Below are 23,606 nucleotides of genomic sequence, written 5' to 3'. Positions count from 1 at the left end.
GAGCGAGCCGTTCAGCGATGGGCGCCCGGATCGTGCGGCCGTTGACTGGAGGCATGACGCAGAACACGGAGAACAGGCAGAGCAACCACAGTGACCGCGGGGGCATGACCGTGGTCGTGACCGGGGCCTCCGGGCGGACCGGCAGCCGGGTCGCCGAGGCGGTGCGCGGCGCCGGGCTCACCGTGCGGGCCGCGTCCCGTGCGGACGGTTTCGACTGGGAGGATCCGACCACCTGGGCGGACACCCTCGCCGGTGCCGACGCCGCGTATCTGATGTACCCGTCCGATGTCGGCTCGCCCGATGCGACCGAGGGCGTCGGGGCGCTGGCCCGGGAGGCGGTGGGGCTCGGGGTGCGTCGGCTGGTGCTGCTGTCGGCACGCGGGGAGGAGCAGGCCCGGGCGACGGAGGAGGAGTTGAAGTCGTCGGGCGCGGACTGGACGGTCGTACAGGCCTCGTGGTTCGCGCAGAACTTCAGCGAGGGGCCGCTGGTGGAGGGGCTGCGCCACGGTGAACTCGTCTTTCCGGCGGGCGAGGTGACGGAGCCGTTCCTCGATGTGCGGGACATCGCGGACGTCGTCGTGGCCGCGCTGGTCTCCGGGGAGCGTTACGTGGGGCGGACGTTGGAGCTGACCGGGCCCCGGCTGCTGAGCTTCCGGGAGGCGGTCGCGGAGATCGCCGGGGCGACGGGGAGCGAGCTGACGTACACGCCGGTGCCGGCGCGGGCGTACGGGGAGGCGCTGGAGGGGTTCGGGGTGCCGACGCAGGAGGCCGCGTTCCTGGTGGAAGTCTTCGAGGGGCTCCTCGACGGCCGCAACTCCCGCCTCACGGACGGCGTCCGGCAGGTCCTCGGCCGTGAGCCGCGCGGGTTCTCCGACTTCGTACGGGAGAACGCGGCGGCCGGGGTGTGGAAGGTGTGAGGCCGAAGCGGCCGGCGGCCCGTTCCCCGTCACTTCTCGGGGGGCGGGCCCTCCGCTGTCCTGGGCGTGCTCTTGGCATGGGTCCGCAGACGGGACGTCACGTCCTCCGGGGGCAGGAAGCGCGACCAGCGTTCCGGGAACTCGGAGGGCATGTCGCAGTCGTCGGGGTCGTCGTCGGGCTCGTAGGCCTGGGCGGCGGTCATCCGGGCGACGTACTCGGCGGCCTCCTCCTTGCGCATCCGTTCGTTGTCGGCTCGTGCCGCGGCGGTGGCGGCGGCCGGCCAGACACGGTCGATCGCCGCGTTGACGGCGGCCCCGACGAGCACCGCGAACGCGGACACGCCGACCCACAGGAGGACGGCGACGGCGGCGGCGAGCGATCCGTAGATCGTGGCGCCCTCGATCGTCTTGGTCAGGTAGATGCGGAGCAGGAAGCTGCCGAGCACCCACATCGCGAGGGCCATCAGCGCGCCCGGGACGTCCTCGATCCACGGTGAGCGCACCGGGACCGACACGTGGAACAGCGTCGTCAGGAAGGCGATGGACAGCAGGATCACGACCGGCCAGTACAGGACCTGTACGAGCGTCTCCGACCACGGCAGGACGTTGAGCACGGCGTCCGGGCCCGCCACCATCAGCGGCAGCGCGACCGAGCCGATCAGCAGCCCCACGATGAACAGCACGAAGGCGACGAGCCGGGTCTTGACGATGCCGCGGACGCCGTCGAGGCCGTACATCACGGTGATGGTGTCGATGAAGACGTTGACCGCGCGCGAGCCGGACCAGAGGGCGAACAGGAACCCTATGGAGATGACGTCGGGCCGGCCGCCCTGCATCACGTCGTTCAGGATCGGCCGGGCGATCTCGGCGACGCCCTTGTCGGACAGGACCGTGCGGGACGCCTCCAGGATGTTGGTCTCCAGGCTGGTGATGGTGTCGGTGCCGGTCCAGTCGTCGACGTAGCCGAGCAGCCCGATCAGGCTCAGCAGCAGCGGCGGCACCGACAGCAGCGTGAAGAACGCCGCCTCCGCCGCCAGACCCAGGATCCGGTACTCGATGCACGAGTTGACGGTGTCCTTGAGCAACAGCCACACGGTCCTGCGCTTGGAGACGTTCCGGTAGAGGACGCGCGCGCGGTGGAGTCGGCCGCTGGGGCTCTCGGGGAGTTCACTTGCTGCCTGCACGCCCTAACGGTATCGGGCGGGCGCTACCCCGCTCACCCTCCGGTGCCCAGGTCACGGCGCAGCGCCCGGACGCCGCTCCCTTCCCTCCGCTCCCGTGACGCAGCAGAAAACGACGAGAAACCCAGCGGGAACCGGGCGAAACGATACGGCAGATAAATCGAATACTATTTCTGTCATGCTCTTGGCGGCCATATTCCGGCGCTCATAAACGGAATACCGCCGGGCAATTACACCTGCCCTATGGAAAGCTTCCTGGTGAGGCGGACGAACAGGCGGTCGCCAGCTGTACGAAAAGTCGTGACTCTGTAACAGGAAAGCGACATTACGCCGGGCCACCTTGACCCGTTCATAACCGGGTCGAAACAATTCGGATTGCATTCGCCGGACCACATCCACCTCGCGCTCCGCTCGAAAACGTGCGGGTCGGCGCCGTTCCGCACGCTGGGCTCATCGACAATTCCCGCTCATCCGCCTCATACGTCTTTTCGTCCCGTACGCCATTCCCTTGACGCGCCACCTGTCACTTCCGTCCGCAGTCGTACCGCGGACGCACAGTGGGCGCGAAATCCATCGTGCCAATTTACGGAGCGACCCATGCCTTTGACGACACCGCGCATCGCCGGTGTGGACGTGGTCCGTGGCCTCGCACTGCTCGGAATGTTCTCCGTGCACGTATTCGGAGCGTTCGAGCCGGACAATTCGCCGACAGTGGCCTGGCAGCTGGCGGGCGGCCGGTCCTCGGCGACCTTCGCACTGGTGGCCGGGGTCGGGCTTGCCTTCACCACCGGCGGGCGCACGCCCCGTGCCGGCCGCGGCTCGTTCGCCGCGGTCACCGCCCGGGCGCTGTCCGTCGGTCTGATCGGGCTGCTCCTGGGCTACGCCGCCAACGCGGGGGGTCTCGAAGTCGACGTCATCCTCGCCTGCTACGCCCTGTTGTTCCTGCTCGCGCTGCCTCTGCTGGCCCTGCGGGCACGGACGTTGGCCTGCATCGCCCTCACCCTGGGGGTGGTCGCGCCGTTCCTCGTCCACCTGCTCCGGGGGGCGCTGCCCGAACCCGCCTTCGACGGTGATCCGACACTTCAGGACGTCGTCACCGACCCGGCCGGCCTCCTCGGCGGCCTTCTCGTCCACGGCGCCTACCCGGTCCTGGCGTGGATGGCGTACCTGTGCGCCGGGCTCGCCATCGGGCGCCTCGACCTCTTCGACCGGCGTGCCGCGATCCGGCTGCTGGGCGGCGGTCTTGCGCTCGCCGCCACAGCCTGGCTGGCCTGCTCGTTGTGGCTGTTCCGCTGGGGCGGTCTGGAGCGGCTGCGGCGGAACGAGTTCCCCGACGCGACCGGGCCGCACACCCGCGACGAGGTCCTGTGGGACACCCCGGACGGCGAGACCTGGTGGTCGATGATCTCCCGCGCCCCGCACTCCACCTCGCCGTTCGACCTGCTGCACACCCTCGGCGCGGCCACCGCACTGCTCGCCGCGGTCCTGTTGCTGACCCGGGTCACCGTGGTGCGGCGCGCGCTGCTCCCGCTGGCGGCTGCCGGGAGCATGCCGCTGACCCTCTACACCGCCCATGTCCTGTTCCTCGCCACCGGAGCGCTGAACGGCTCCCCCGGCATCCAGTACGCCGTGCTGGTCGCGGGCTCACTGCTCTTCGCGGCCGGGTGGCGGCTCTCCAGGGGCCGGGGACCCCTGGAGACCGTGGTCGCGGGGGCGGCGCGGCGGGCCCGGGAGTGGGAACGGGGGCGGGGGCGGGGGCGGGCGCAGGGAAGCCCGCCCGAACCGCCGGTCCACCGATCCGAACGAACCGAAAGCCAAGACCAGCATCGCTGAGGAGCTCATCGTGGGGGGACAAGTGGGGGGAAAACCGATCGAGTTGGCGCCCGTGCCACCGCCCGATCCGATCAAGGACACGACCAGGCACCCGACCGGCGCCGGGGGCGGCACCGAGCAGATTCTCGCGGAGGTGCTCGCGGGTGTGGTGAAGCGAAAGGAAGTCCCGCTCGACAGCCACTTCTTCGACGATCTCGGCGCCAACTCCCTGGTCATGGCGCACTTCTGCGCCCGGGTCAGGAAGCGGGACGATCTGCCGTCGGTGTCGATGAAGGACGTGTACGGCAATCCGACGATCCGGAGTCTGACGGCGGCGCTCACCGGCGCCCCGGCCGGGACGCCCGTCGCGCCGCCGGCCGAGGCCCCGGTGCCCGCCGGCACCTCGCGGTATGTCCTGTGCGGGGGCGCGCAGTTGCTCGTCTTCCTCGCCTACTGCTTCCTCACCGGGCTCGTCACCGTCCAGGGCTACCAGTGGATCAACGCCGGCTCGGGGGCCATCGACGTCTACCTGCGATCGGTCGTGTTCGGCGGTGCCGCCTTCGCCGGGATGTGTGTGCTGCCGGTGGTGGCCAAGTGGGTGCTGGTCGGCCGGTGGCAGCGGACCGAGTTCCCCGTCTGGGGTCTCGCCTATCTGCGCTTCTGGACGGTCAGGGCGCTGCTGAACGCCAGCCCGATGCGCCTGTTCACCGGGAACCCGCTCTACGTGTTCTACCTGCGGGCGCTCGGCGCGCGGATCGGCAAGGGCGTCACCATCCTCTCGCCGGCCCTCCCGGTCTGCACCGACCTGCTCACGGTCGGCGCGGGCACGATCATCCGCAAGGACTCCCACTTCCTCTGCTACCGGGTCGTCGCCGGACGCGTCCAGACCGGGCCGGTCACCCTCGGCAGGAACGTCCACGTCGGTGAGAAGACCGTCCTCGACATCGGTACGTCGATGGGTGACGGGTCCCAACTCGGCCACACCTCCGCACTGTTCGAAGGCCAGACGGTACCGGCGGGCCAGCGCCGGCACGGCTCGCCCGCCCAGCCCACGGACGTGGACCACGTACGGATCCCCGAGGCCCACTGCTCCACCGTCCGGCGAGCCGCCTACGGTCTCGCGAGTCTCCTCCAACTCCTGCTGGTGTATGTGCCGTTGGCGGTCGGCGGCGGGTATCTGCTGCTCGACGTGGCACCCCGCCCCGACGCGCTGTTCGACCCGGACGTGGCCGACATGTCCTCGGTCGGCTTCTACGCCGAGGCCGTGGGCCTCTCCCTCGCGCTCTTCACCGCCGTGATCGTCGTCGGAGCCGGGACCGTGTCCCTGGTGCCCCGGCTGCTGAACCTGGCGATCCGGCCCGACCGGGTCTATCCGCTGTACGGCCCGCACTACGGGGCGCAACGGGCCGTCACGCGCATGACCAACCTCAAGTTCTTCCAGTGGCTGTGCGGCGACAGCTCGTACATCGTCCACTATCTGCGGGCCATCGGCTACGACCTCTCGCACGTCGAGCAGACCGGCTCCAACTTCGGTACGGAGGTACGGCACGAGAACCCGTACCTGGTCTCCGTCGGCCGCGGCACGATGGTCGCCGACGGGCTGTCGGTCCTCAACGCCGACTACTCCGCCACGTCCTTCCGCGTCTCGCGGGTGTCGATCGGAGCGCACAGCTTCCTCGGCAACTACATCGCGTACCCGGTCGGGGGCCGCACGGGCGAGAACGTCCTGCTGGCGACCAAGGTGATGGTTCCGCTCGACGGCGAACTCCGGGAGAACGTCGGTCTGCTGGGCTCACCGTCCTTCGAGATCCCGCGATCGGTGGAGCGCGACAGCAGTTTCGACCATCTGCGCGAGGGCGACGAGTTCCGCCGTCGTCTCGGCGCGAAGAACCGCTACAACCTGCGCACGATGGGCCTGTTCCTGTTCGTCCGCTGGCTGCACTCGTTCCTGCTGACGGTGCTCGGCTTCGCCGCGTTCGCCGTGTACGGCACGCACGGCATCGCCGCCGGCGCACTGGCCGGCGCCTCCCTGGCCGTCGGGCTCGTGCTCACCGCCGGGTACTACGTGCTGGTCGAGCGGCTCATCACCCGGTTCCGGCGCCTGGAACCGCGGTTGGTCTCCATCTACGATCCGCACTTCTGGTGGCAGGAACGGCTGTGGAAGGTGCCGGTCGGTTTCCTCGTCGTGTTCAACGGGACGCCGTTCAAGAACCTGCTGTGGCGGCTGCTGGGCGTCCGTATCGGGCGCCGGGTCTTCGACGACGGTGTCTCCATCACCGAGCGCACGCTCACCGCGATCGGCGACGACTGCACGCTCGGGGCCCACAGCAAGATCCAGGCGCACTCGCAGGAGGACGGCACCTTCAAATCCGACCACATCGTCCTCGGCCGGGGCGTCACGCTCGGCACCGGCGCGCTCGTCCACTACGGCGTGTCGATGGGCGACGGTTCCCAACTCGCCCCGGACTCCTTCCTGATGAAGGGCGAGGACGTGCCGTGCCTGGCCCGCTGGGGCGGCAACCCGGCGGTGGCCCTGCGCAGCGACCAGATCGCGCCGGCCGGACAGACCGACCAGACCGCACACACCGCACAGATTTCGACGGGGGCAGTCCGATGAACACGATCCCACGCTGGATACCCGGCCCGGTGCCGGGCAACGACCCGCAGGACGGGCGGCACTCGGTGTACGCCGAGTACGAAGTCCCCCTCGACGCGAGCTTGTTGCGGTCGGCCTCGTTCGAGTCCGCGCTGCTCGCCGCGCACGCCAAGGTCCTCGCCGCGCTCTCCGGTGAGCGGGAGGTCGTCACCGGGTACGTGGCGGCGAAGGGCGGGCGGCCGGCGCCCCGCCGGATGCTGGTCGGCCCCGGTTCCTGGCGGGAGCTGCTGGCGCTGACGGACCTCGCCGACGAGGTGGGCGCGGTGGACGAGCCGCCGTACGAGACCGTGCTCGACCCGCACGGCGGCGCCCACTCGGACGACGGCGCCGACAGCGCCGACGGCGCCGTGTTGCACCTGAGCGTCGGCGAGCGCACCCTGCGCCTGCGGCACCGCACCGATGTCCTCGACACCGGCGCGGCTGCCCGGATCGCCGGTTACCACCTGACCGCGCTCTCCCTGATGACCGCCGACCCGGACGCCGACCACGAGTCGCAGAGCCTGCTGTCGGGAGAGGAACTCGCCTTCCAGCTGGATGGGTTGGCGGGCCCGGACCGTGAACTCCCGGACCGCCGGGTGCACGAGCTGTTCGAGGAGCGGGTGCGGCAGCACCCGGACGCGGTCGCGGCCGTGCAGGGCGACACGGAATGGACCTACCGGGAGCTCAACTCCCGTGCGAACCAGCTCGGCCGGGCGCTGCTGGCCCGAGGGCTGGCCCGCGAGGCTGTCGTCGCCGTGGTCACCGAGCGCAACCTCGACTGGATGGCCGCCGTCCTCGGGGTGCTCAAGGCGGGCGGTGTCTATCTGCCGGTCGAGCCGCACTTCCCGGCCGAGCGGATCGCCGCCACCCTCACCCGCGCCGAGTGCGCGTTCGTCGTCACGGAACACGGCAGCACCACCACGCTGGACGGGACGGGCACGGACGTACCGAGGCTGTACGTCGACGAGGCAGGGGCGGAGGGGCACGCGGACGACGACCTCGGGGTGGGTGTCGGCGCGGGCCAACTGGCCTACATCTACTTCACGTCCGGATCGACCGGTGAGCCCAAGGGCGCGATGTGCGAGCACGCGGGCTTCGTCAACCACGTCCTCGCCAAGCTGGAGGATCTGGGCGTCGGCGAGGGTCAGGTGGTCGCGCAGACCGCTCCCCAGTGCTTCGACATCTCGCTGTGGCAGCTGGTGTCCGCGCTGCTCGTCGGCGGCCGGACCCTGCTGGTCGCGCAGGACGTGATCCTGGACGTGCCCCGGTTCGTGGACACGATCGTGGACGGCGGGGTCAATGTGCTCCAGATCGTGCCGTCGTATCTCGACGCCGTGCTGGCCGAGTTGGAGCAGCGGCCACGCGAACTACCCGATCTGCATTGCGTGTCGGTCACCGGGGAGGCGGTGAAGCGGGAGCTGGTGCAGCGCTGGTTCGCCGCCCAGCCGGGCATCAAGGTCGCCAACGCCTATGGCCTGACCGAGACTTCGGACGACACCAACCACGAGGTGATGGACCGGGTCCCGGACGGGCCCCGCGTTCCGCTCGGCCGGCCCGTGCGCAACGTACGCGTGTACGTCGTCGACGAGCACCTCGCGCCCGTGCCGCTCGGGGCGCCCGGTGAGATCGTGTTCTCCGGGGTGTGTGTCGGGCGCGGGTACGTCAACGACCCCGAGCGCACGGCGGCGGCCTTCACCCTGGACCCGTACCGGCCCGGTGAGCGGCTCTACCGCAGCGGTGACCACGGGCGCTGGCTGCCCGACGGCAGGCTGGAGTTCCTCGGTCGCCGGGACACCCAGGTCAAGCTGCGCGGCTTCCGGATCGAGATCGGCGAGGTCGAGAACGCTCTGCTGCGGGTGCCCGGGGTCCGGGACGGCGCGGTGGTGGTCGTGCGGGGCGTCCGGCTGGTGGCGTTCTGCACCGGCGCCGAACTCGTCGGCGTACAGGAGCGGTTGGCCGAGTCCCTCCCCGCGTACATGGTCCCGGCGGCCGTGCACTGGCGGGAGCGGCTGCCGCTCACCGCCAACGGCAAGACCGACCGCAGGACGCTGACAGCGCTCGCGGAGGAACTCGCCTCGGCCGAAGACCGTTCCGGGGACGGCGTGCTGGGGCCGAAGACCGCCGGTGAGCGGCGGCTGGCCGCCGCCTGGGCCGAGGTGCTCGGCGTTCCGGCGGACCGGATCGCCCGTCTGGACCACTTCTTCGACCGTGGCGGCACCTCGCTGTCCGCGGTCCGGCTCGCGATCGCCCTCGACCGGGCGATCACCCTCAAGGACGTCATCCGCCACCCGGTCCTCGCGGACCTGGCCGAGCTGCTCGACGCGCCGGCCGCCACAGCCTGACGACGGCCGCACCGAAAGGAACGACACCATGACACTCTCGTCCTCTTCGTCGACGTCAACTTCCCTTTCCCGGAACGCACTTCCCGGCATCGAGCTGCTCCCGGGCCGACCGCCGATCCTGCGCACCCCGCCCGTCGCCGACGCGGCGGAGTGGGCGGGCGTCCACCGGAACACGCTGCGGGCAGCCGTGGCCGAGCACGGCTCGCTGCTGGTGCGCGGCCTCGGCCTGCGCGAGCCGGCCATGACCGGCGCCGTCCTGCGGCGGCTGGCCGACGGTCTGATGAGCGACCAGGAGGCCTTCGCGCCCCGGCGGCGGTACGCCGACGGTGTGTACTCATCCTCCAAGTGGCCGCCGAACCAGCCGATGTGCATGCACCACGAGCTGAGCTACGCGCTGGAGTTCCCCGGCCTGTTGCTGTTCGCCTGTCTCGAAGCGCCCGCCGAGGGCGGTGCGACCGGGGTGGCCGACTCGGCGGCCGTGCTCGACGCCCTGCCCGCCGGACTCGTCCAACGCTTCGAGGGGGAGGGCTGGTTGCTCACCCGGACGTTCAACGACGAGATAGGCGCGACGGTCGCCGAGGCGTTCGGCACCTCCGACCGGGCCTTGGTCGAGCGGTACTGCCGGTCCCACGCCATCGAGTTCGTCTGGGAGCTGGACGGTTCCCTGCGCACCCGCCAGCGCCGGAGCGCCGTGCTGCGCCACCCGGTCACCGGCCAGCGCTGCTGGTTCAACCAGATCGCGTTTCTCAACGAGTGGACGATGGACCCGGAGGTCCACGAGTACCTGGTCGACGTGTACGGCGCCGACGGACTCCCCTTCAACACGCGCTACGGCAACGGCGATCCGATCGGCGAGGACGTCGTACAGACCCTCAACGAGGTGTACGCGGCACACACCGTGCGCGAGCCGTGGCGCGCCGGCGACCTGCTGCTCGTCGACAACATCCGTACGGCGCACAGCCGGGAGCCCTTCGAGGGGCCGCGCGAGGTCCTCGCCGCCCTGGCCGACCCGGTCCGCCGCACCGACTTCGCCGACACCACCGGTTCCTTCGAAGGGACAGCCTCATGACCACGTACAACTCGGAAATCAACTCGCAGCAGCCGGCCGCGCTCACCGTCCCGGCGTTCGCGGTCGTCGCCGGTGAACAGGTCCAACAGGCCCTCCAGGGGCGGGAGTCCGACGTCGTCGACCTGGTCGAGGCGGTGTACCGGCTGCACGGGGCCGGGGACTCGGTGAACCCGCCCTCGTACTTTTTGCGGTTCCCGGACCGTCCGTCGTCGCGGATCATCGCGCTGCCCGCGTCGATCGGCGGGGACGTGCACGTGGACGGGCTGAAGTGGGTCTCCAGTTTCCCGGAGAACGTGGCGGCCGGGATACCGCGGGCGTCGGCCGTGCTGATCCTCAACGACCACGACACGGGCTATCCGTTCGCCTGCCTGGAGAGCTCCATCATCAGCGCCGCCCGCACGGCGGCCTCGGCCGCGCTGGCCGCCGACCGGCTGAGCCGGGGGCGCGCCCGGCCCACGCGCGTGGGGTTCGTCGGCACCGGGCTCATCGCCCGCTACATTCACACCTATCTGGCCGCCACCGGCTGGGAGTTCGACGAGACGGGCGTGTTCGACCTGTCCGCCGACAGCGCGGCCGGCTTCCGGGGCTATCTGGAGCGGTCGGCCGGCGGCGGCAAGGTCACCGTGCACGACAGTGCCGAACAGCTGGTCAGGTCCAGCGACCTGCTGGTGTTCGCGACCGTCGCGGCGAAGCCGCACATCCACGACGTGTCGTGGTTCGACCACCATCCGCTCGTCCTGCACGTCTCGTTGCGCGACCTCGCGCCCGAGATCCTGCTCGCCTCGGCGAACTACGTCGACGACGTCGAGCACTGCCTGAAGGCGGAGACCTCTCCGCATCTCGCCGAACAGCTCACCGGCGGGCGGGAGTTCATCGACGGCACGCTGGACGACGTACTCACCGGGCGGACGAGGGTCCCGGTGGACCGGCCGGTGGTGTTCTCGCCCTTCGGCCTCGGAGTGCTGGACCTCGCCGTCGGCAGGTTCGTCCACGACGAGGTGGCCCGCCGTGGCGAACTGCGTGTCGTCGACGGCTTCTTCCACGAACTGCGCCGGCACGGCTGACCCGTCAGGGGGCAGTCTCAGCGCCCGGCCGCCGGGCGCCGTGCCACAGATCAGGCGCGCCGAGCACAGGCACGCCGCACACAGGGGGACAACATGCCAGTCATTTCCCAACCATCGGACTTCAACGAGGATGAGCTCTACGTCGACCTCCGGGCCACCGTCGGGATCCCCCTCTTCCTGAAGTGCGAGGGCTTCAACTTCGCCGGTTCGATCAAGATGAAGGCCGCCTACGAGATGGTGACGGCCGCCGAACGGGACGGCAGGCTGCGGCCGGGATCCGTTCTCGTGGAGTCCTCGTCGGGCAATCTGGGCGTGGCGCTCAGTGTGCTCGCGGCGAGCCGGGGCTACCGGTTCCTGTGTGTGACGGACTCGCGCTGCAACGCGCAGGCGATCCGTCTGATGGAGGCGCTGGGCAGCCGGGTGCACGTCATCGACCACCCGGATCTGCACGGCGGATTCCTGGGCGCCCGGATCGGATACGTCCGCGCGCTGTGCGCGTCCGACGAGCGGTACGTCTGGCTCAACCAGTACGCCAACGAGGGGAATTGGCGGGCGCACTACCGTACGACGGCGCCGGCGATCGCCCGCCGGTTCCCTGGCCTGGACGTTCTGTTCGTCGGCGCCGGCACCACCGGCACGCTGATGGGCTGCGCGCGCTGGTTCTGGCAGTGGAACCGGCGGGTGCGGATCGTCGCCGTGGACGCCGTGGGCTCGGTCACCTTCGGGGGGCCGCCCGGACCCCGGATGATCCCGGGCCTGGGCACGAGCGTACGGCCGCAGCTGCTCGACGAGTCGTACATCGACGAGGTGATCCGCGTCGAGGAACCGGACGCGGTGCGCGTCTGCCGCCGGCTGGCGTCCCGGGGCTTCCTGTTCGGCGGGTCCACGGGCACGGTGGTCAGCGGGGCGACCCAGTGGCTGGCCCGGCACGACGGGCGGAACCTCACGGCGGTGGCGATCGCACCGGACCTCGGTGAGCGCTACCTGGACACCGTGTACCACCCCGGGTGGCTCGAGGCCCTCCAGGGCGAGCGGGCCGCCGGCCAGAACCTGGCGTCCCTCGCCTCCGACGAACTGGCGGCGCTCTCCCGGCCTGCCTGACGGGCGAGCACGTCACGGGGTGCCGCGCTGCGGGGGGCCGTGTCCATCGGCGGCCTCCGGGCGCGGGGTGACCAGGTGCGTACAGACGGTAGGTTCCCTCTATGGCAGCCAGCACCCACACCGTGACCAACCAGGTGCCGCCCCTGGTCGGATATGACGTGTTCACCGCCGACAAGGCCCTGGTCGCGGCCGTCGAGCGGCACCTGGACCCCGGGCTTCTGGACGAGGCCCGGGACGACCTCTCGGGGCTCGGACGGTCCGCCGGTTCCGCACAGGTGCAGGAATGGGGGGCGCTCGCCAACGAGAACCCCCCGAAACTGCGGACGCACGACCGGTACGGCAACCGGATCGACGAGGTGGAGTTCCATCCGGCCTGGCACCGGCTGCTCGGCAAGGGGGTCTCGGCCGGGATGACGGCGGCCTGGACGCGGCCGGGCGGGCATGTCCGGCGGGCCGCGGGATTCGTGGTCTGGTCGCAGGCCGAGGCGGGCCACGGCTGCCCCCTGTCGATGACCCACGCGGCGGTGCCCGCGCTGCGCACCGACCCGGCGCTCGCCGCCGAGTGGGAGCCCCGGCTGACGTCCACCGTCTACGAGGAGGGGCTCCGGCCTGCGGACCGGAAGACCGGTGTGCTCTTCGGGATGGGTATGACGGAGAAGCAGGGCGGCAGTGACGTACGGGCCAACACGACCGTCGCGAGGCCGCTGGCCGAGGACGGGACGTACGAGCTGACGGGCCACAAGTGGTTCTGCTCGGCGCCCATGTCGGACGGCTTCCTGGTGCTGGCGCAGGCCCCCGGCGGCGTGACCTGCTTCCTGCTGCCGCGCGTCCTCGCGGACGGCACACGCAACGAGTTCCGGATCCAGCGGCTCAAGGACAAGCTGGGCAACCGGTCCAACGCCTCCGCCGAGGTCGAGTTCGACGGGACGTGGGTGCGCCGGGTCGGGGACGAGGGTCGTGGGGTGCGCACCATCATCGAGATGGTCTCGGCGACCCGGCTCGACTGCGTGCTCGGCGCCACCGCGCTGATGCGCCAGGCGGTGGCCCAGGCCGTCCACCACTGCACGTACCGCGAGGCCTTCGGCGGGAGGCTCGTCGACAAGCCGCTGATGCGCAACGTACTGGCCGATCTGGCCCTGGAGTCGGAGGCGGCGACGACGCTCGCGCTGCGGCTGGCCGCCGCCTATGACGACGACGGCGAGCAGGAACGGGCGTTCCTGCGGCTCGCGTTGCCGGCCGCCAAGTACTGGGTGACCAAGCGCTGCACCCCGCTGGTGGTGGAGGCGTCCGAGTGCCTGGGCGGCAACGGCTATGTCGAGGAGTCGGGCATGCCCCGGCTGCTGCGCGAGTCGCCGCTCAACTCGATCTGGGAGGGCGCCGGGAACGTACAGGCGCTGGATGTGCTGCGGGCGATCCAGCGGGAACCCGCCGCGCTCAACGCGTTCCTCCAGGAGGTCGGGAAGGCGCGCGGAGCCGACCACCGCCTGGACGGCGCCATCAAGGGCCTGCTGACCGAACTAGCCGACCTGGCAGGCATCGAGGGCCGGGCGCGGCGGCTGGTCGAGCGGATCGCTCTGGTGCTGCAGGGCTCGCTGCTGGTCAGGTTCGCGCCCCCGGAGACCGCCGACGCGTTCTGCGCCTCGCGTCTGGGCGGCGACTGGGGCAGCGCCTTCGGCACCCTCCCGCACACCCTGGACCTGGCGTCGGTCGTGGAGCGGGCACGGCCCGTCGCGTAACCCCTCGGACGCTCATGTGGCGGGGGTGGTGCTGCGCCGACACGGCACCGCCCCCGCCCAGTTGCCCCGCATCGATCGGGAGCACGGACGCCGCGCGGGCGGCGTCGCCCAAGTTTCAAGCACCGCAGGGCGGTTCACCAGGGTTGCAGGGGGTTGCAACTTGTTGGCGTCTGTGTGCGGACCGTGGTCCTCCGCTCCCCCGGGGCGGCACCATAAGACTTCGAGTCAATACGGGTTGGGAGGACACAGTGGCGAATCCGCCGATGGACGTCTCGCAACTCGCCGCCCGGGACGCGGCGCGGGCGGCGCGGCTGCTCAGCGACGTACGCGCGGCCCGCCTGACCGGCCGGCGACCGCTCCAGGCGCCCCGCCCGGTGATCGGCCAGTCCTGGGACCGCGTGCTGCGCAGCGGCGTCGACCCCGACCACGGCGTCCGGACGGGGCTGCTGACCCGCGAGGAGCTGGAGCGGCGGCGGGAGACCTCCCGGCTGCGGCATGTCCTCCCGGTGCTGCGGCAGGGGCTGTTGTCGGTCGCCGACGCCTCCCAGCACATCATGGTCGTCGCGGACGAGGACAGCCGGGTGCTGTGGCGCGAGGGCAGTACGCCGGTGCTGCGCAAGGCCGACCGGTTCGGGATCGAGCCCGGCGCCGACTGGGCCGAGGAGGTCGTCGGCACCAACGGTGTGGGCACCCCGGCGGTCGCCCGGCGCCCCGTACAGGTTTTCGCCTCCGAGCACTTCGTACGGTCGCTCGCCACCTGGACGTGCACGGGCGCCCCCATCCTGGACCCCCGCGACGGCAGGCTGATCGGCGTGGTGGATGTCAGCGGCCCGCTGGAGACCGTGCACCCGGCCACGCTCGCCTGGGTCGACTCGGTCGCCAAACTCGCCGAGGCGCGGCTGCGGGAGCGGCACCACCAGTCGCTGGAGCGGCTGCGCGCGGCGGCGGCGCCCGCGCTGGCGAGGCTCGGCGGGCGGACGCTGGCGGTCGACCGGGACGGCTGGACCGCCGCGGTCACCGGCCTGCCGTACACGAACCGCGTCGCCCTGCCCACGTCGCTGTCCCCGGGGCGCCGCCTGCTGCCGGCGCTGGGAGTGTGCGCGGTGGAGCCGCTGGCCGGCGGCTGGCTGATCCGCGCCGCCGCCGAGCCCGAACCGCGCGGCGCCTCCCGGATCGTCCTGGATCTGCGCAGACCGCGCCGCTGGTCGGTGGCGGTGTCGGGGCCCGCGGGTTCCTGGACCCACGAACTGAGTCCCCGGCACGCCGAGTTGCTCTACCTCCTGAGCCTGCACCCGACCGGCCGCAGCGCGGCGGGCCTGGCCGACGACGTGTTCGGCGACCCGGCCCGCACCGTGACCGTACGCGCGGAGATGTCGCGGATCAGGCGGTATCTGGGGACGTTCCTGGACCATCGCCCGTACCGCTTCGCCGAGGACACGGAGGTGGCCGTCCTCCGTCCGGACGATCCCCGCGATCTGCTGCCCCACTCGACGACACCGACCGTGGTCCGGGGGCGGGGCGCGGAAGCCGACGGACCGTTCGACGGACGGTCGACGCACGACGGACAGTGACCCGTACGTGACGCCGGGGTGAGCAAACGCGTCCGAACGGTCCCCAAGTGCAACACAGGGGTACGGATTCCGGAGTATTCGACCAGGCCCGGCGTCCCCTGACGTACCATCCATCCCACGGCCCCCCACACTGCGACCCCGGTTCAACGTACGGACCGCGAGCCGCAGTTGGCCTGCCTCGGGAGGATGAATGACACATCGCGGCAGACACCGCAGGCAGAAGAGGGGCAGAGCGCTGCGCGGCGTTCTCGCCGGAACCGCCCTCGCCCTGACCGCGGCGGCCACCATCGTCAGCGCCTCCCAGGCCGTGAGCAGCGACAACCCCGGGCCTCTGAAGTCCGTCACGTCCGCTGCCGAGCTGAAGGACTTCCAGCTCAAGGAGCATCTGGCTTCGAAGAGTTCGCTCGACCGGCTGGCCACCTCCATGGGCGGCACGGTGGGTGTGAGCACCGTCCTGGAGCACACCAACCGCACGATGCGCGGCGCGGCCGAATGTGCCCCCACCGAGACCGGGGCGCTGCCCGTCGCCCCGACGGCCACCCGCGCGTACTGCTGGGACGACGCCGACGCGGCCAGCCAGCGCTGGCTGCCGCAGTCCGTCACCACCTCCGGCGACGCCGACGAGGACGGCCGCTGGGGCGCCAACCGGGTGATCCTCTCCGGCTGGACGCACAACGACGCCAAACCGGGCGAGCCCGAGGTCTCCCGGGGCCTCGCGCGGGTCGCGGTCATCGACGCGAACAACCTGTCCGACATGACGTACCGCTGGGTGCTCCTGGTCGTCCCGACGGAGGACGGCTCGGACTACCGCAGGCTGGCCTCCTCGATCTCCGGCATGGTCTGGTACCAGGACAAGCTGCTGGTCACCGCCTCCGCCACGGACACCGACCGCAAGTCCCTGTACGTCTACGACATGAACCGCATCCAGCGCGCCTCCGTCGACAGCCCGGCGGTCGGCCGGGTGCCCGGCGGCTGGTCGGCGCACGGCTACGGGTACGTCATGCCCGCCGTCGCCTCGTACAGCCTGACCGGGGGCACGTGCGACCCGGCGGCCGACGACCGCACCCCCTGTTTCGGTTCCCTCTCCCTGGACCGCAGCTCCACCCCCGACAGCCTGGTCGCGAGCGAGTCGTTCCGGGCCGGCGACGACCGGCGCAGCCGCCTCTGGCGCTACTCGTTCAGCCGCGCGGGCGACCGCTCCGGCCTCCTCGCCGCCAACGCCATGGGCCGGGTGAACGCGGTGGAGGCGTACTCGACGAAGGCCACCGGCATCCAGGGCGTGCTGTCCTACCGGTCTGCGGGCGACGAGAAGGCGGACTGGTACGTCGGTCTCGCCCCCCGCGCCAAGGACCGGCACGGCACCCTGTGGCGGCTCGACGCCGACGGCGCGAAGGCCGCCCGCTGCGGCTCCGACGAGCAGTCCCGCCGCTGCTGGGGCGAACGCGCCGAGTCCCTCTCCCACTGGGAGGGCACCGGCGAGGTCTGGTCACTGACCGAGTCGGCGGCGGACGAACGATCCGGCTGGCGCGGGACACCGGTCCCGGAGCGGGTCCTGTACGCCGTACCGCTGTCGTCGATCACCGGTTCGCTGAAATAGGCCGGGTACAGGCCTCACCGGGCCTCGGGCGATCGACAGCCCGCAGGCCCGGATGATTCCCTGGACCGCTATGAGCAACATCGCCGTGACCACCTGGTCCCTGGAACAGACCGCACCGACCGACCTGCTGCCCGCGGCCGGGCCCGACGGAGACGTACGGATCGTCCGCGCCGAGGTGCCCTCACCGGAGTTCAGCCGCTACCTCTACGCCTCCGTCGGTGGCGACATCCGCTGGACGGACCGGCTGAGCTGGACGTACGCCCGCTGGCGGGAACACCTGGAGCGGCCGGGCGTGGAGACCTGGGTCGCCTACGACCGGGGCACGCCGGCGGGTTACGTGGAGATGGAGCCCCAGGACGACGGTGCCGTGGAGATCGTCTACTTCGGGCTGATTCCCGCCTTCCGGGGCCGCCGGATCGGCGGACACCTCCTGTCGTACGGGGCCGCCCGCGCCTGGGACCTCGGGGACCGCTGGCCGGGTCTGACCCCGACGAAGCGGGTCTGGCTGCATACGTGCAGCAAGGACGGCGAGCACGCGATGGACAACTATCTGCGCCGCGGCTTCGCCCTCTTCGACACCAAGGTCGAGGAGGAGGCGGAGGTGACCGCACCCGGACCCTGGCCGGGAGCACACAACGGCTGACCTGCTCGGAAAGGGTCGGCCGCGAGATGTTGGTCCTGTCGTGCACCCGCCATGTGACCGATGACACCCTCGTCTCGCTGTACGAGACAAGGGTGTCCGCATGACGGACAATGCTGGACTGTGTCCAGATCCCCGTGACACGCTTCCGTCATGTCTGGAACTGGGATTGCCTTGGTGAGTCGGCGGCACGTCGACCTCGGCCGCATGTCCAGCGCCATCTGTCCGGCGAGCTGACGAGCCGCAGCACCGCCGCCCCCCTCCCCTTTGCCTCAGCCCGCGCAGAGCCGCGCGGGTCTGACCATGCGCCCGTACGCGCAGGTAAGAGCCGCTTTCCGCCTGTCCCGAAGGACGTAAGAATCATGGCCGCCACCCCGCAGAACCCTGCCGCCGCGCCCCGCCGCAAGGTGAGCCGTCACCGTGGTGAGGGTCAGTGGGCCGCGGGTCACTTCACCCCGCTCAACGGGAACGAGCAGTTCAAGAAGGATGACGACGGTCTCAACGTGCGGACACGCATTGAGACGATCTACTCCAAGCGGGGCTTCGACTCGATCGACCCCAACGATCTGCGCGGCCGGATGCGCTGGTGGGGCCTGTACACGCAGCGCAAGCCCGGGATCGACGGCGGCAAGACCGCGATCCTGGAGCCGGAGGAGCTGGACGACGAGTACTTCATGCTGCGCGTCCGGATCGACGGCGGCCGGCTCACCACCGGCCAGCTGCGGGTGATCGGCGAGATCTCGCAGGAGTTCGCGCGCGGCACGGCCGACCTCACTGACCGGCAGAACGTCCAGTACCACTGGATTCGTATCGAGGACGTCCCGGCGATCTGGGAACGTCTCGAAGCGGTCGGCCTGTCCACCACCGAGGCCTGCGGTGACACGCCCCGCGTCATCCTCGGATCGCCGGTCGCCGGGATCGCCGAGGACGAGATCATCGACGGCACGCCCGCCATCGAGGTGATCCAGCGCCGGATCATCGGCAACAAGGACTTCTCGAACCTCCCCCGCAAGTTCAAGTCGGCGATCTCCGGCTCGCCGCTGCTCGACGTGGCGCACGAGATCAACGACGTCGCGTTCGTCGGCGTGGAGCACCCCGAGCACGGCCCCGGCTTCGACGTCTGGGTCGGCGGCGGCCTCTCCACCAACCCGAAGATCGGCCAGCGCCTGGGTGCCTGGGTCCCGCTCGACGAGGTCCCGGACGTCTACGAGGGCGTCATCTCGATCTTCCGCGACCACGGCTACCGGCGACTGCGCACCCGCGCCCGCCTGAAGTTCCTGCTCGCCGACTGGGGTGCGGAGAAGTTCCGCCAGGTCCTTGAGGACGACTACCTGAAGCGCAAGCTGACCGACGGCCCGGCCCCGGCCCAGCCCGTCGAGCGCTGGCGCGACCACGTCGGCGTGCACCGTCAGAAGGACGGCCGCTTCTACGTCGGTTTCGCCCCGCGCGTCGGCCGCGTGGACGGCACGCTGCTGACGAAGATCGCCGACCTCGCCGAGGCCCACGGGTCGGGCCGCCTGAGCACCACCGTCGAGCAGAAGATGATCGTGCTCGACGTCGAGGAGGGGCAGGTCGCCTCGCTCGTCGAGGGCCTGGAGGCACTCGACCTCACCACGAAGCCCTCCCCGTTCCGGCGCGGCACGATGGCCTGCACCGGCATCGAGTACTGCAAGCTCGCGATCGTCGAGACGAAGGCGCGCGGCGCCTCGCTGATCGACGAACTGGAGCGCCGGATCCCGGAGTTCGACGAGCCGATCACCATCAACATCAACGGCTGCCCGAACGCCTGCGCCCGTATCCAGGTCGCGGACATCGGTCTCAAGGGCCAGTTGGTCCTGAACGACGAGGGTGAGCAGGTCGAGGGCTTCCAGGTCCACCTGGGCGGCGCCCTCGGTCTGGAGGCCGGTTTCGGCCGTAAGGTCCGTGGTCTGAAGGTGACTTCGGAAGAGCTGCCGGACTACGTCGAGCGCGTGCTGAAGAACTTCCAGGCGGAGCGCGAGGACGGCGAGCGGTTCGCCACGTGGGCCGCGCGGGCCGGCGAGGAGTCCCTCTCATGAGCGAGCGCGCCGCCCCCTTCCACTGCCCCTACTGCGGCGACGAGGACCTGCGCCCGAACGAAGCGAGCCATGGCGCCTGGGAATGCGGAGCCTGCAATCGAGCCTTCCAGTTGAAGTTCCTCGGGCTGCTCGCCCGCGGACTTCGGCAGCCGGAAACGGGAGGGGACGAGATATGACCACCGTTCAGGAAGACCGTACGACCGACGACCTGAAGGCGCTCGCCGAGCAGGCGGGACGTGACCTGGAGGACGCCTCCGCACTGGAGATTCTCACGTGGGCCACAGCCACCTTCGGTAAGAACTTCTGTGTGACCTCCTCCATGGAGGACGCGGTGGTCGCCCACCTCGCGTCCCGTGCCATGCCCGGCGACACCAAGGTAGACGTGGTGTTCCTCGACACCGGCTACCACTTCCCCGAGACCATCGGCACCCGCGACGCGGTCGAGGCCGTCATGGACGTCCGCGTCCTGACCCTCACCCCCGTCCAGAGTGTCGCCGAGCAGGACGCCGAGTACGGCCCGAAGCTGCACGACCGCGACCCCGACCTGTGCTGCAGGCTGCGCAAGGTCGAGCCCCTGGAGCGGGGCCTCCAGGGGTACGCGGCCTGGGCGACCGGCCTGCGCCGCGACGAGTCCCCCACCCGGGCGAACACCCCGGTCGTCGGCTGGGACGAGAAGCGGCAGAAGGTCAAGGTCTCCCCGATCGCCCGCTGGACGCAGGACGACGTGGACGCGTACGTCGCCGAACACGGCGTACTCACCAACCCGTTGCTGATGGACGGCTACGCGTCCGTCGGCTGCGCGCCCTGCACCCGCCGGGTGCTGGAGGGCGAGGACGCGCGCGCCGGCCGCTGGGCGGGCCGCGGCAAGACCGAGTGCGGGCTGCACGGCTGATGACGCAGACCGAGACAGCGACCCCCGAGGACCAGGAGATACCAGTGACGACCGGAGCCACCGTATGGCTCACGGGTCTGCCGAGCGCCGGCAAGACCACCATCGCGTACGAACTGGCCGGCCGGCTGCGCGAGGAGGGCCACCTCGTCGAGGTGCTGGACGGCGACGAGATCCGTGAGTTCATCTCGGCGGGCCTCGGCTTCAGCCGCGAGGACCGGCACACGAACGTGCAGCGCATCGGCTTCCTCGCCGAGCTGCTCGCCCGTAACGGCGTCAAGACGCTGGTCCCGGTGATCGCGCCGTACGCGGACAGCCGCGAGGCGGTGCGCAAGCGGCACCAGGAGAGCGGCACCGCGTACGTCGAGGTGCATGTGGCGACCCCGGTCGAGGTGTGCTCCGTACGCGATGTGAAGGGTCTGTACGCCAAGCAGGCCGCGGGCGAGCTGACCGGGCTCACCGGGGTCGACGACCCGTACGAGGAGCCGGAGACGCCGGATCTGCGCATCGAGTCGCAGGACCAGACCGTCCAGGAGTCCGCGGCGGCGGTCCACGCGCTGCTCACCGAGAGGGGACTGGCATGACGACGACCGTTGCCAAGGTGGAGGAGGGTACCGGCGTGCCGTACGCCCTCTCCCACCTGGACGCGCTGGAGTCCGAGGCCGTGCACATCTTCCGTGAGGTGGCGGGTGAGTTCGAGCGGCCGGTGATCCTGTTCTCCGGCGGCAAGGACTCCATCGTCATGCTGCACCTGGCGCTGAAGGCGTTCGCCCCGGCCTCGGTCCCCTTCACGCTGCTGCACGTGGACACCGGGCACAACTTCCCCGAGGTGCTGGAGTACCGCGACCGCGCGGTCGACCGGCACGGTCTGCGGCTGCATGTCGCCTCCGTGCAGGACTACATCGACCGCGGTGTGCTGAAGGAGCGCCCGGACGGGACCCGCAACCCGCTCCAGACGCTGCCGCTGACGGAGAAGATCCAGGCCGAGAGGTTCGACGCCGTCTTCGGCGGCGGCCGGCGTGACGAGGAGAAGGCCCGGGCGAAGGAACGGGTGTTCTCCCTCCGGGACGAGTTCTCGCAGTGGGACCCGCGCCGCCAGCGTCCCGAACTGTGGAACCTCTACAACGGGCGGCACGCACCCGGCGAGCACGTCCGCGTGTTCCCGCTGAGCAACTGGACCGAGCTCGACGTCTGGCAGTACATCGCCCGTGAGGGCATCGAGCTGCCGGACATCTACTTCGCGCACGAGCGTGAGGTGTTCCAGCGGGCCGGGATGTGGCTGACCGCCGGCGAGTGGGGCGGCCCGAAGGCCGACGAGACCGTCGAGAAGCGGCAGGTCCGCTACCGCACCGTCGGTGACATGTCCTGCACGGGCGCCGTCGACTCCGACGCCGTGACACTGGACGACGTCATCGCCGAGATCGCCGCCTCCCGGCTCACCGAGCGGGGCGCCACCCGCGCCGACGACAAGATGTCCGAGGCAGCGATGGAAGACCGCAAGCGCGAGGGGTACTTCTAGCCATGAGCACGACCACGGAACTCCCCGAGACCACGCTCCTGCGGTTCGCCACCGCCGGTTCCGTCGACGACGGCAAGTCCACCCTCGTGGGCCGGCTCCTGCACGACTCCAAGTCGATCCTCACCGACCAGCTGGAAGCCGTGGAGCGCGCCTCGGCGAGCCGCGGCCAGGAGACCCCCGACCTCGCGCTGCTCACGGACGGCCTGCGCGCCGAGCGCGAGCAGGGCATCACGATCGACGTGGCGTACCGCTACTTCGCCACGCCGAAGCGCCGGTTCATCCTCGCCGACACGCCCGGTCACGTGCAGTACACCCGCAACATGGTGACGGGTGCCTCCACGGCCGAGCTGACGGTGATCCTGATCGACGCCCGCAACGGCGTCGTCGAGCAGACCCGGCGGCACGCCGCCCTCGCTGCCCTGCTGCGGGTCCCGCACGTGGTGCTCGCCGTCAACAAGATGGACCTCGTCGACTACCAGGAGTCCGTGTTCGCCGCGATCGCCGAGGAGTTCACGGCGTACGCGCTGGAGCTGGGCGTCCCGGAGATCACCGCGATCCCGATCTCGGCGCTGGCCGGCGACAACGTGGTGGACCCGTCCGCGAACATGGACTGGTACGGCGGGCCCACCTTCCTGGAGCACCTGGAGACGGTCCCGGTCGCCCACGACCTGAGCCACTGCCACGCCCGGCTCCCCGTGCAGTACGTGATCCGGCCGCAGACCGCCGAGCACCCCGACTACCGGGGCTACGCGGGCCAGATCGCCGCCGGCTCCTTCCGCGTCGGCGAGTCCGTGACGGTCCTGCCGTCCGGCCACGCGTCGAGGATCGCCGGTATCGACCTGCTCGGCAAGCCGGTCGACATCGCCTGGACCACACAGTCGGTGACCGTCCTCCTGGAGGACGACATCGACATCTCGCGCGGCGATCTGATCGTGCCCAGCAAGGACGCGCCGCCGACCACGCAGGACGTCGAGGCGACCGTGTGCCATGTCGCCGACGCGCCGCTGACGGTCGGCCACCGGGTGCTCCTCAAGCACGGCACCCGCACGGTGAAGGCGATCGTCAAGGACATCCCGTCCCGTCTCACGCTCGACGACCTGTCCCTGCACCCGCATCCGGGACAGCTCGTCGCCAACGACATCGGCCGCGTGAAGATCCGCACCGCGGAGCCGCTGCCCGTCGACTCGTACGCCGACTCGCGGCGCACCGGCTCGTTCATCCTGATCGACCCGAACGACGGCACCACGCTCACCGCGGGCATGGTCGGCGAGTCGTTCGCGTCCCCGGAGCCCGTCAAGGACGTGGCCGAGGACGACGGGTGGGACTTCTGACATGAACTGCACCGACTACTACTCCACGTTCGCGAAGGAGGGCGGCCGCGTCGGCAGCGGCGCCCTCGGCAGCGGGCAGGGCGGAGTCGCGCGATGTGCGTGCTGACGTACGCGCACCGCCTGCGCGCCCTGTCCCCCCACCGGA

Annotated in this window: 19 protein-coding genes; 18 read left to right on the top strand and 1 reads right to left on the bottom strand. The window is 70.8% G+C overall.

The window, feature by feature from the left end:
* The first annotated feature begins 53 nt into the window (after positions 1–53).
* Positions 54–917, top strand: coding sequence for a Rossmann-fold NAD(P)-binding domain-containing protein (locus tag IEY89_RS11860; RefSeq protein WP_189147312.1), 864 nt, complete (start codon positions 54–56; stop codon positions 915–917).
* A 29-nt stretch (positions 918–946) separates the two neighbouring features.
* On the opposite strand, the gene IEY89_RS11855 is transcribed toward IEY89_RS11860, so the two are convergent.
* Positions 947–2,101: a YihY/virulence factor BrkB family protein gene (locus tag IEY89_RS11855; RefSeq protein WP_189147311.1), complete on the bottom strand. Its 1,155-nt coding sequence runs from the start codon at positions 2,099–2,101 to the stop codon at positions 947–949.
* Positions 2,102–2,695: 594 nt separating this feature from the next.
* On the opposite strand from IEY89_RS11855, the gene IEY89_RS11850 reads away from it, so the two are divergent.
* The 17 genes from IEY89_RS11850 (at position 2,696) to IEY89_RS11775 (ending at position 23,461) form a co-directional block, all read left to right on the top strand.
* On the top strand, positions 2,696–3,931 hold the full coding sequence (locus tag IEY89_RS11850; RefSeq protein ID WP_189147310.1) for a heparan-alpha-glucosaminide N-acetyltransferase domain-containing protein: 1,236 nt from the start codon (positions 2,696–2,698) through the stop codon (positions 3,929–3,931).
* 52 nt (positions 3,932–3,983) lie between these two features.
* On the top strand, positions 3,984–6,527 hold the full coding sequence (locus IEY89_RS11845) for a Pls/PosA family non-ribosomal peptide synthetase (protein ID WP_373287232.1): 2,544 nt from the start codon (positions 3,984–3,986) through the stop codon (positions 6,525–6,527).
* Positions 6,524–8,887 (top strand): amino acid adenylation domain-containing protein, encoded by a 2,364-nt coding sequence (locus tag IEY89_RS11840; protein WP_189147308.1) that lies wholly within the window; start codon positions 6,524–6,526, stop codon positions 8,885–8,887. Before IEY89_RS11845 ends, IEY89_RS11840 begins: the two co-directional genes overlap by 4 nt.
* A 28-nt stretch (positions 8,888–8,915) precedes the next feature.
* Positions 8,916–9,956 (top strand): TauD/TfdA family dioxygenase, encoded by a 1,041-nt coding sequence (locus IEY89_RS11835; RefSeq protein ID WP_189147307.1) that lies wholly within the window; start codon positions 8,916–8,918, stop codon positions 9,954–9,956.
* Entirely contained in the window at positions 9,953–11,020 is a 1,068-nt protein-coding gene (gene sbnB / locus IEY89_RS11830) for a 2,3-diaminopropionate biosynthesis protein SbnB (RefSeq protein ID WP_189147306.1), read from the top strand. The genes IEY89_RS11835 and sbnB overlap by 4 nt, the downstream gene beginning before the upstream one ends.
* Positions 11,021–11,113: 93 nt before the next feature.
* On the top strand, positions 11,114–12,121 hold the full coding sequence (gene sbnA, locus IEY89_RS11825) for a 2,3-diaminopropionate biosynthesis protein SbnA (protein WP_189147305.1): 1,008 nt from the start codon (positions 11,114–11,116) through the stop codon (positions 12,119–12,121).
* A gap of 101 nt (positions 12,122–12,222) precedes the next feature.
* Positions 12,223–13,857, top strand: coding sequence for an acyl-CoA dehydrogenase family protein (locus IEY89_RS11820; RefSeq protein WP_189147304.1), 1,635 nt, complete (start codon positions 12,223–12,225; stop codon positions 13,855–13,857).
* A gap of 263 nt (positions 13,858–14,120) precedes the next feature.
* Positions 14,121–15,428 carry a helix-turn-helix domain-containing protein gene (locus IEY89_RS11815; RefSeq protein WP_189147476.1) on the top strand — a complete coding sequence of 436 codons (1,308 nt, stop codon included), beginning with the start codon at positions 14,121–14,123 and terminating at the stop codon, positions 15,426–15,428.
* Between the two features lie 190 nt (positions 15,429–15,618).
* Positions 15,619–17,025 carry a hypothetical protein gene (locus IEY89_RS11810; protein WP_189147303.1) on the top strand — a complete coding sequence of 469 codons (1,407 nt, stop codon included), beginning with the start codon at positions 15,619–15,621 and terminating at the stop codon, positions 17,023–17,025.
* A 70-nt stretch (positions 17,026–17,095) separates the two neighbouring features.
* Complete coding sequence (locus tag IEY89_RS11805; RefSeq protein WP_189147302.1) at positions 17,096–17,668, top strand: GNAT family N-acetyltransferase; 573 nt, start codon at positions 17,096–17,098, stop codon at positions 17,666–17,668.
* 150 nt (positions 17,669–17,818) lie between these two features.
* The gene (locus IEY89_RS41890) at positions 17,819–17,902 is read left to right on the top strand and encodes a putative leader peptide (RefSeq protein ID WP_309486338.1); all 84 of its coding nucleotides are present in this window, start codon (positions 17,819–17,821) and stop codon (positions 17,900–17,902) included.
* Positions 17,903–18,027: 125 nt separating this feature from the next.
* Positions 18,028–19,722, top strand: a complete 1,695-nt coding sequence (locus tag IEY89_RS11800; protein ID WP_189147301.1) for a nitrite/sulfite reductase — start codon at positions 18,028–18,030, stop codon at positions 19,720–19,722.
* Positions 19,719–19,898, top strand: coding sequence for a hypothetical protein (locus IEY89_RS11795; RefSeq protein ID WP_189147300.1), 180 nt, complete (start codon positions 19,719–19,721; stop codon positions 19,896–19,898). Before IEY89_RS11800 ends, IEY89_RS11795 begins: the two co-directional genes overlap by 4 nt.
* The gene (locus tag IEY89_RS11790; RefSeq protein WP_189147299.1) at positions 19,895–20,614 is read left to right on the top strand and encodes a phosphoadenylyl-sulfate reductase; all 720 of its coding nucleotides are present in this window, start codon (positions 19,895–19,897) and stop codon (positions 20,612–20,614) included. Before IEY89_RS11795 ends, IEY89_RS11790 begins: the two co-directional genes overlap by 4 nt.
* A 44-nt stretch (positions 20,615–20,658) precedes the next feature.
* Complete coding sequence (cysC, locus tag IEY89_RS11785) at positions 20,659–21,195, top strand: adenylyl-sulfate kinase (RefSeq protein ID WP_006381298.1); 537 nt, start codon at positions 20,659–20,661, stop codon at positions 21,193–21,195.
* Complete coding sequence (cysD, locus tag IEY89_RS11780; RefSeq protein WP_189147298.1) at positions 21,192–22,130, top strand: sulfate adenylyltransferase subunit CysD; 939 nt, start codon at positions 21,192–21,194, stop codon at positions 22,128–22,130. The genes cysC and cysD overlap by 4 nt, the downstream gene beginning before the upstream one ends.
* Before the next feature lie 2 nt (positions 22,131–22,132).
* Positions 22,133–23,461, top strand: coding sequence for a sulfate adenylyltransferase subunit 1 (locus IEY89_RS11775; RefSeq protein ID WP_189147297.1), 1,329 nt, complete (start codon positions 22,133–22,135; stop codon positions 23,459–23,461).
* The last annotated feature ends 145 nt before the right edge of the window (positions 23,462–23,606 follow it).

Source organism: Streptomyces lacrimifluminis, from assembly GCF_014646095.1.
Lineage (GTDB): Bacteria > Actinomycetota > Actinomycetes > Streptomycetales > Streptomycetaceae > Streptomyces > Streptomyces lacrimifluminis.
Note: the sequence above shows the minus strand (reverse complement) of the source record. Positions and strands in the feature narration are given on the sequence as shown.

Excerpts from the sequence above, each read along its gene's own strand:
- IEY89_RS11860 (WP_189147312.1), top strand. The coding sequence starts at position 54 with ATGACGCAGAACACGGAGAACAGGCAGAGCAACCACAGTGACCGCGGG.
- IEY89_RS11850 (WP_189147310.1), top strand. The coding sequence starts at position 2,696 with ATGCCTTTGACGACACCGCGCATCGCCGGTGTGGACGTGGTCCGTGGC.
- IEY89_RS11840 (WP_189147308.1), top strand. The coding sequence starts at position 6,524 with ATGAACACGATCCCACGCTGGATACCCGGCCCGGTGCCGGGCAACGAC.
- IEY89_RS11835 (WP_189147307.1), top strand. The coding sequence starts at position 8,916 with ATGACACTCTCGTCCTCTTCGTCGACGTCAACTTCCCTTTCCCGGAAC.
- sbnB (WP_189147306.1), top strand. The coding sequence starts at position 9,953 with ATGACCACGTACAACTCGGAAATCAACTCGCAGCAGCCGGCCGCGCTC.
- sbnA (WP_189147305.1), top strand. The coding sequence starts at position 11,114 with ATGCCAGTCATTTCCCAACCATCGGACTTCAACGAGGATGAGCTCTAC.
- IEY89_RS11820 (WP_189147304.1), top strand. The coding sequence starts at position 12,223 with ATGGCAGCCAGCACCCACACCGTGACCAACCAGGTGCCGCCCCTGGTC.
- IEY89_RS11815 (WP_189147476.1), top strand. The coding sequence starts at position 14,121 with ATGGACGTCTCGCAACTCGCCGCCCGGGACGCGGCGCGGGCGGCGCGG.
- IEY89_RS11810 (WP_189147303.1), top strand. The coding sequence starts at position 15,619 with ATGACACATCGCGGCAGACACCGCAGGCAGAAGAGGGGCAGAGCGCTG.
- IEY89_RS11805 (WP_189147302.1), top strand. The coding sequence starts at position 17,096 with ATGAGCAACATCGCCGTGACCACCTGGTCCCTGGAACAGACCGCACCG.
- IEY89_RS41890 (WP_309486338.1), top strand. The coding sequence starts at position 17,819 with ATGTCTGGAACTGGGATTGCCTTGGTGAGTCGGCGGCACGTCGACCTC.
- IEY89_RS11800 (WP_189147301.1), top strand. The coding sequence starts at position 18,028 with ATGGCCGCCACCCCGCAGAACCCTGCCGCCGCGCCCCGCCGCAAGGTG.
- IEY89_RS11795 (WP_189147300.1), top strand. The coding sequence starts at position 19,719 with ATGAGCGAGCGCGCCGCCCCCTTCCACTGCCCCTACTGCGGCGACGAG.
- IEY89_RS11790 (WP_189147299.1), top strand. The coding sequence starts at position 19,895 with ATGACCACCGTTCAGGAAGACCGTACGACCGACGACCTGAAGGCGCTC.
- cysD (WP_189147298.1), top strand. The coding sequence starts at position 21,192 with ATGACGACGACCGTTGCCAAGGTGGAGGAGGGTACCGGCGTGCCGTAC.
- IEY89_RS11775 (WP_189147297.1), top strand. The coding sequence starts at position 22,133 with ATGAGCACGACCACGGAACTCCCCGAGACCACGCTCCTGCGGTTCGCC.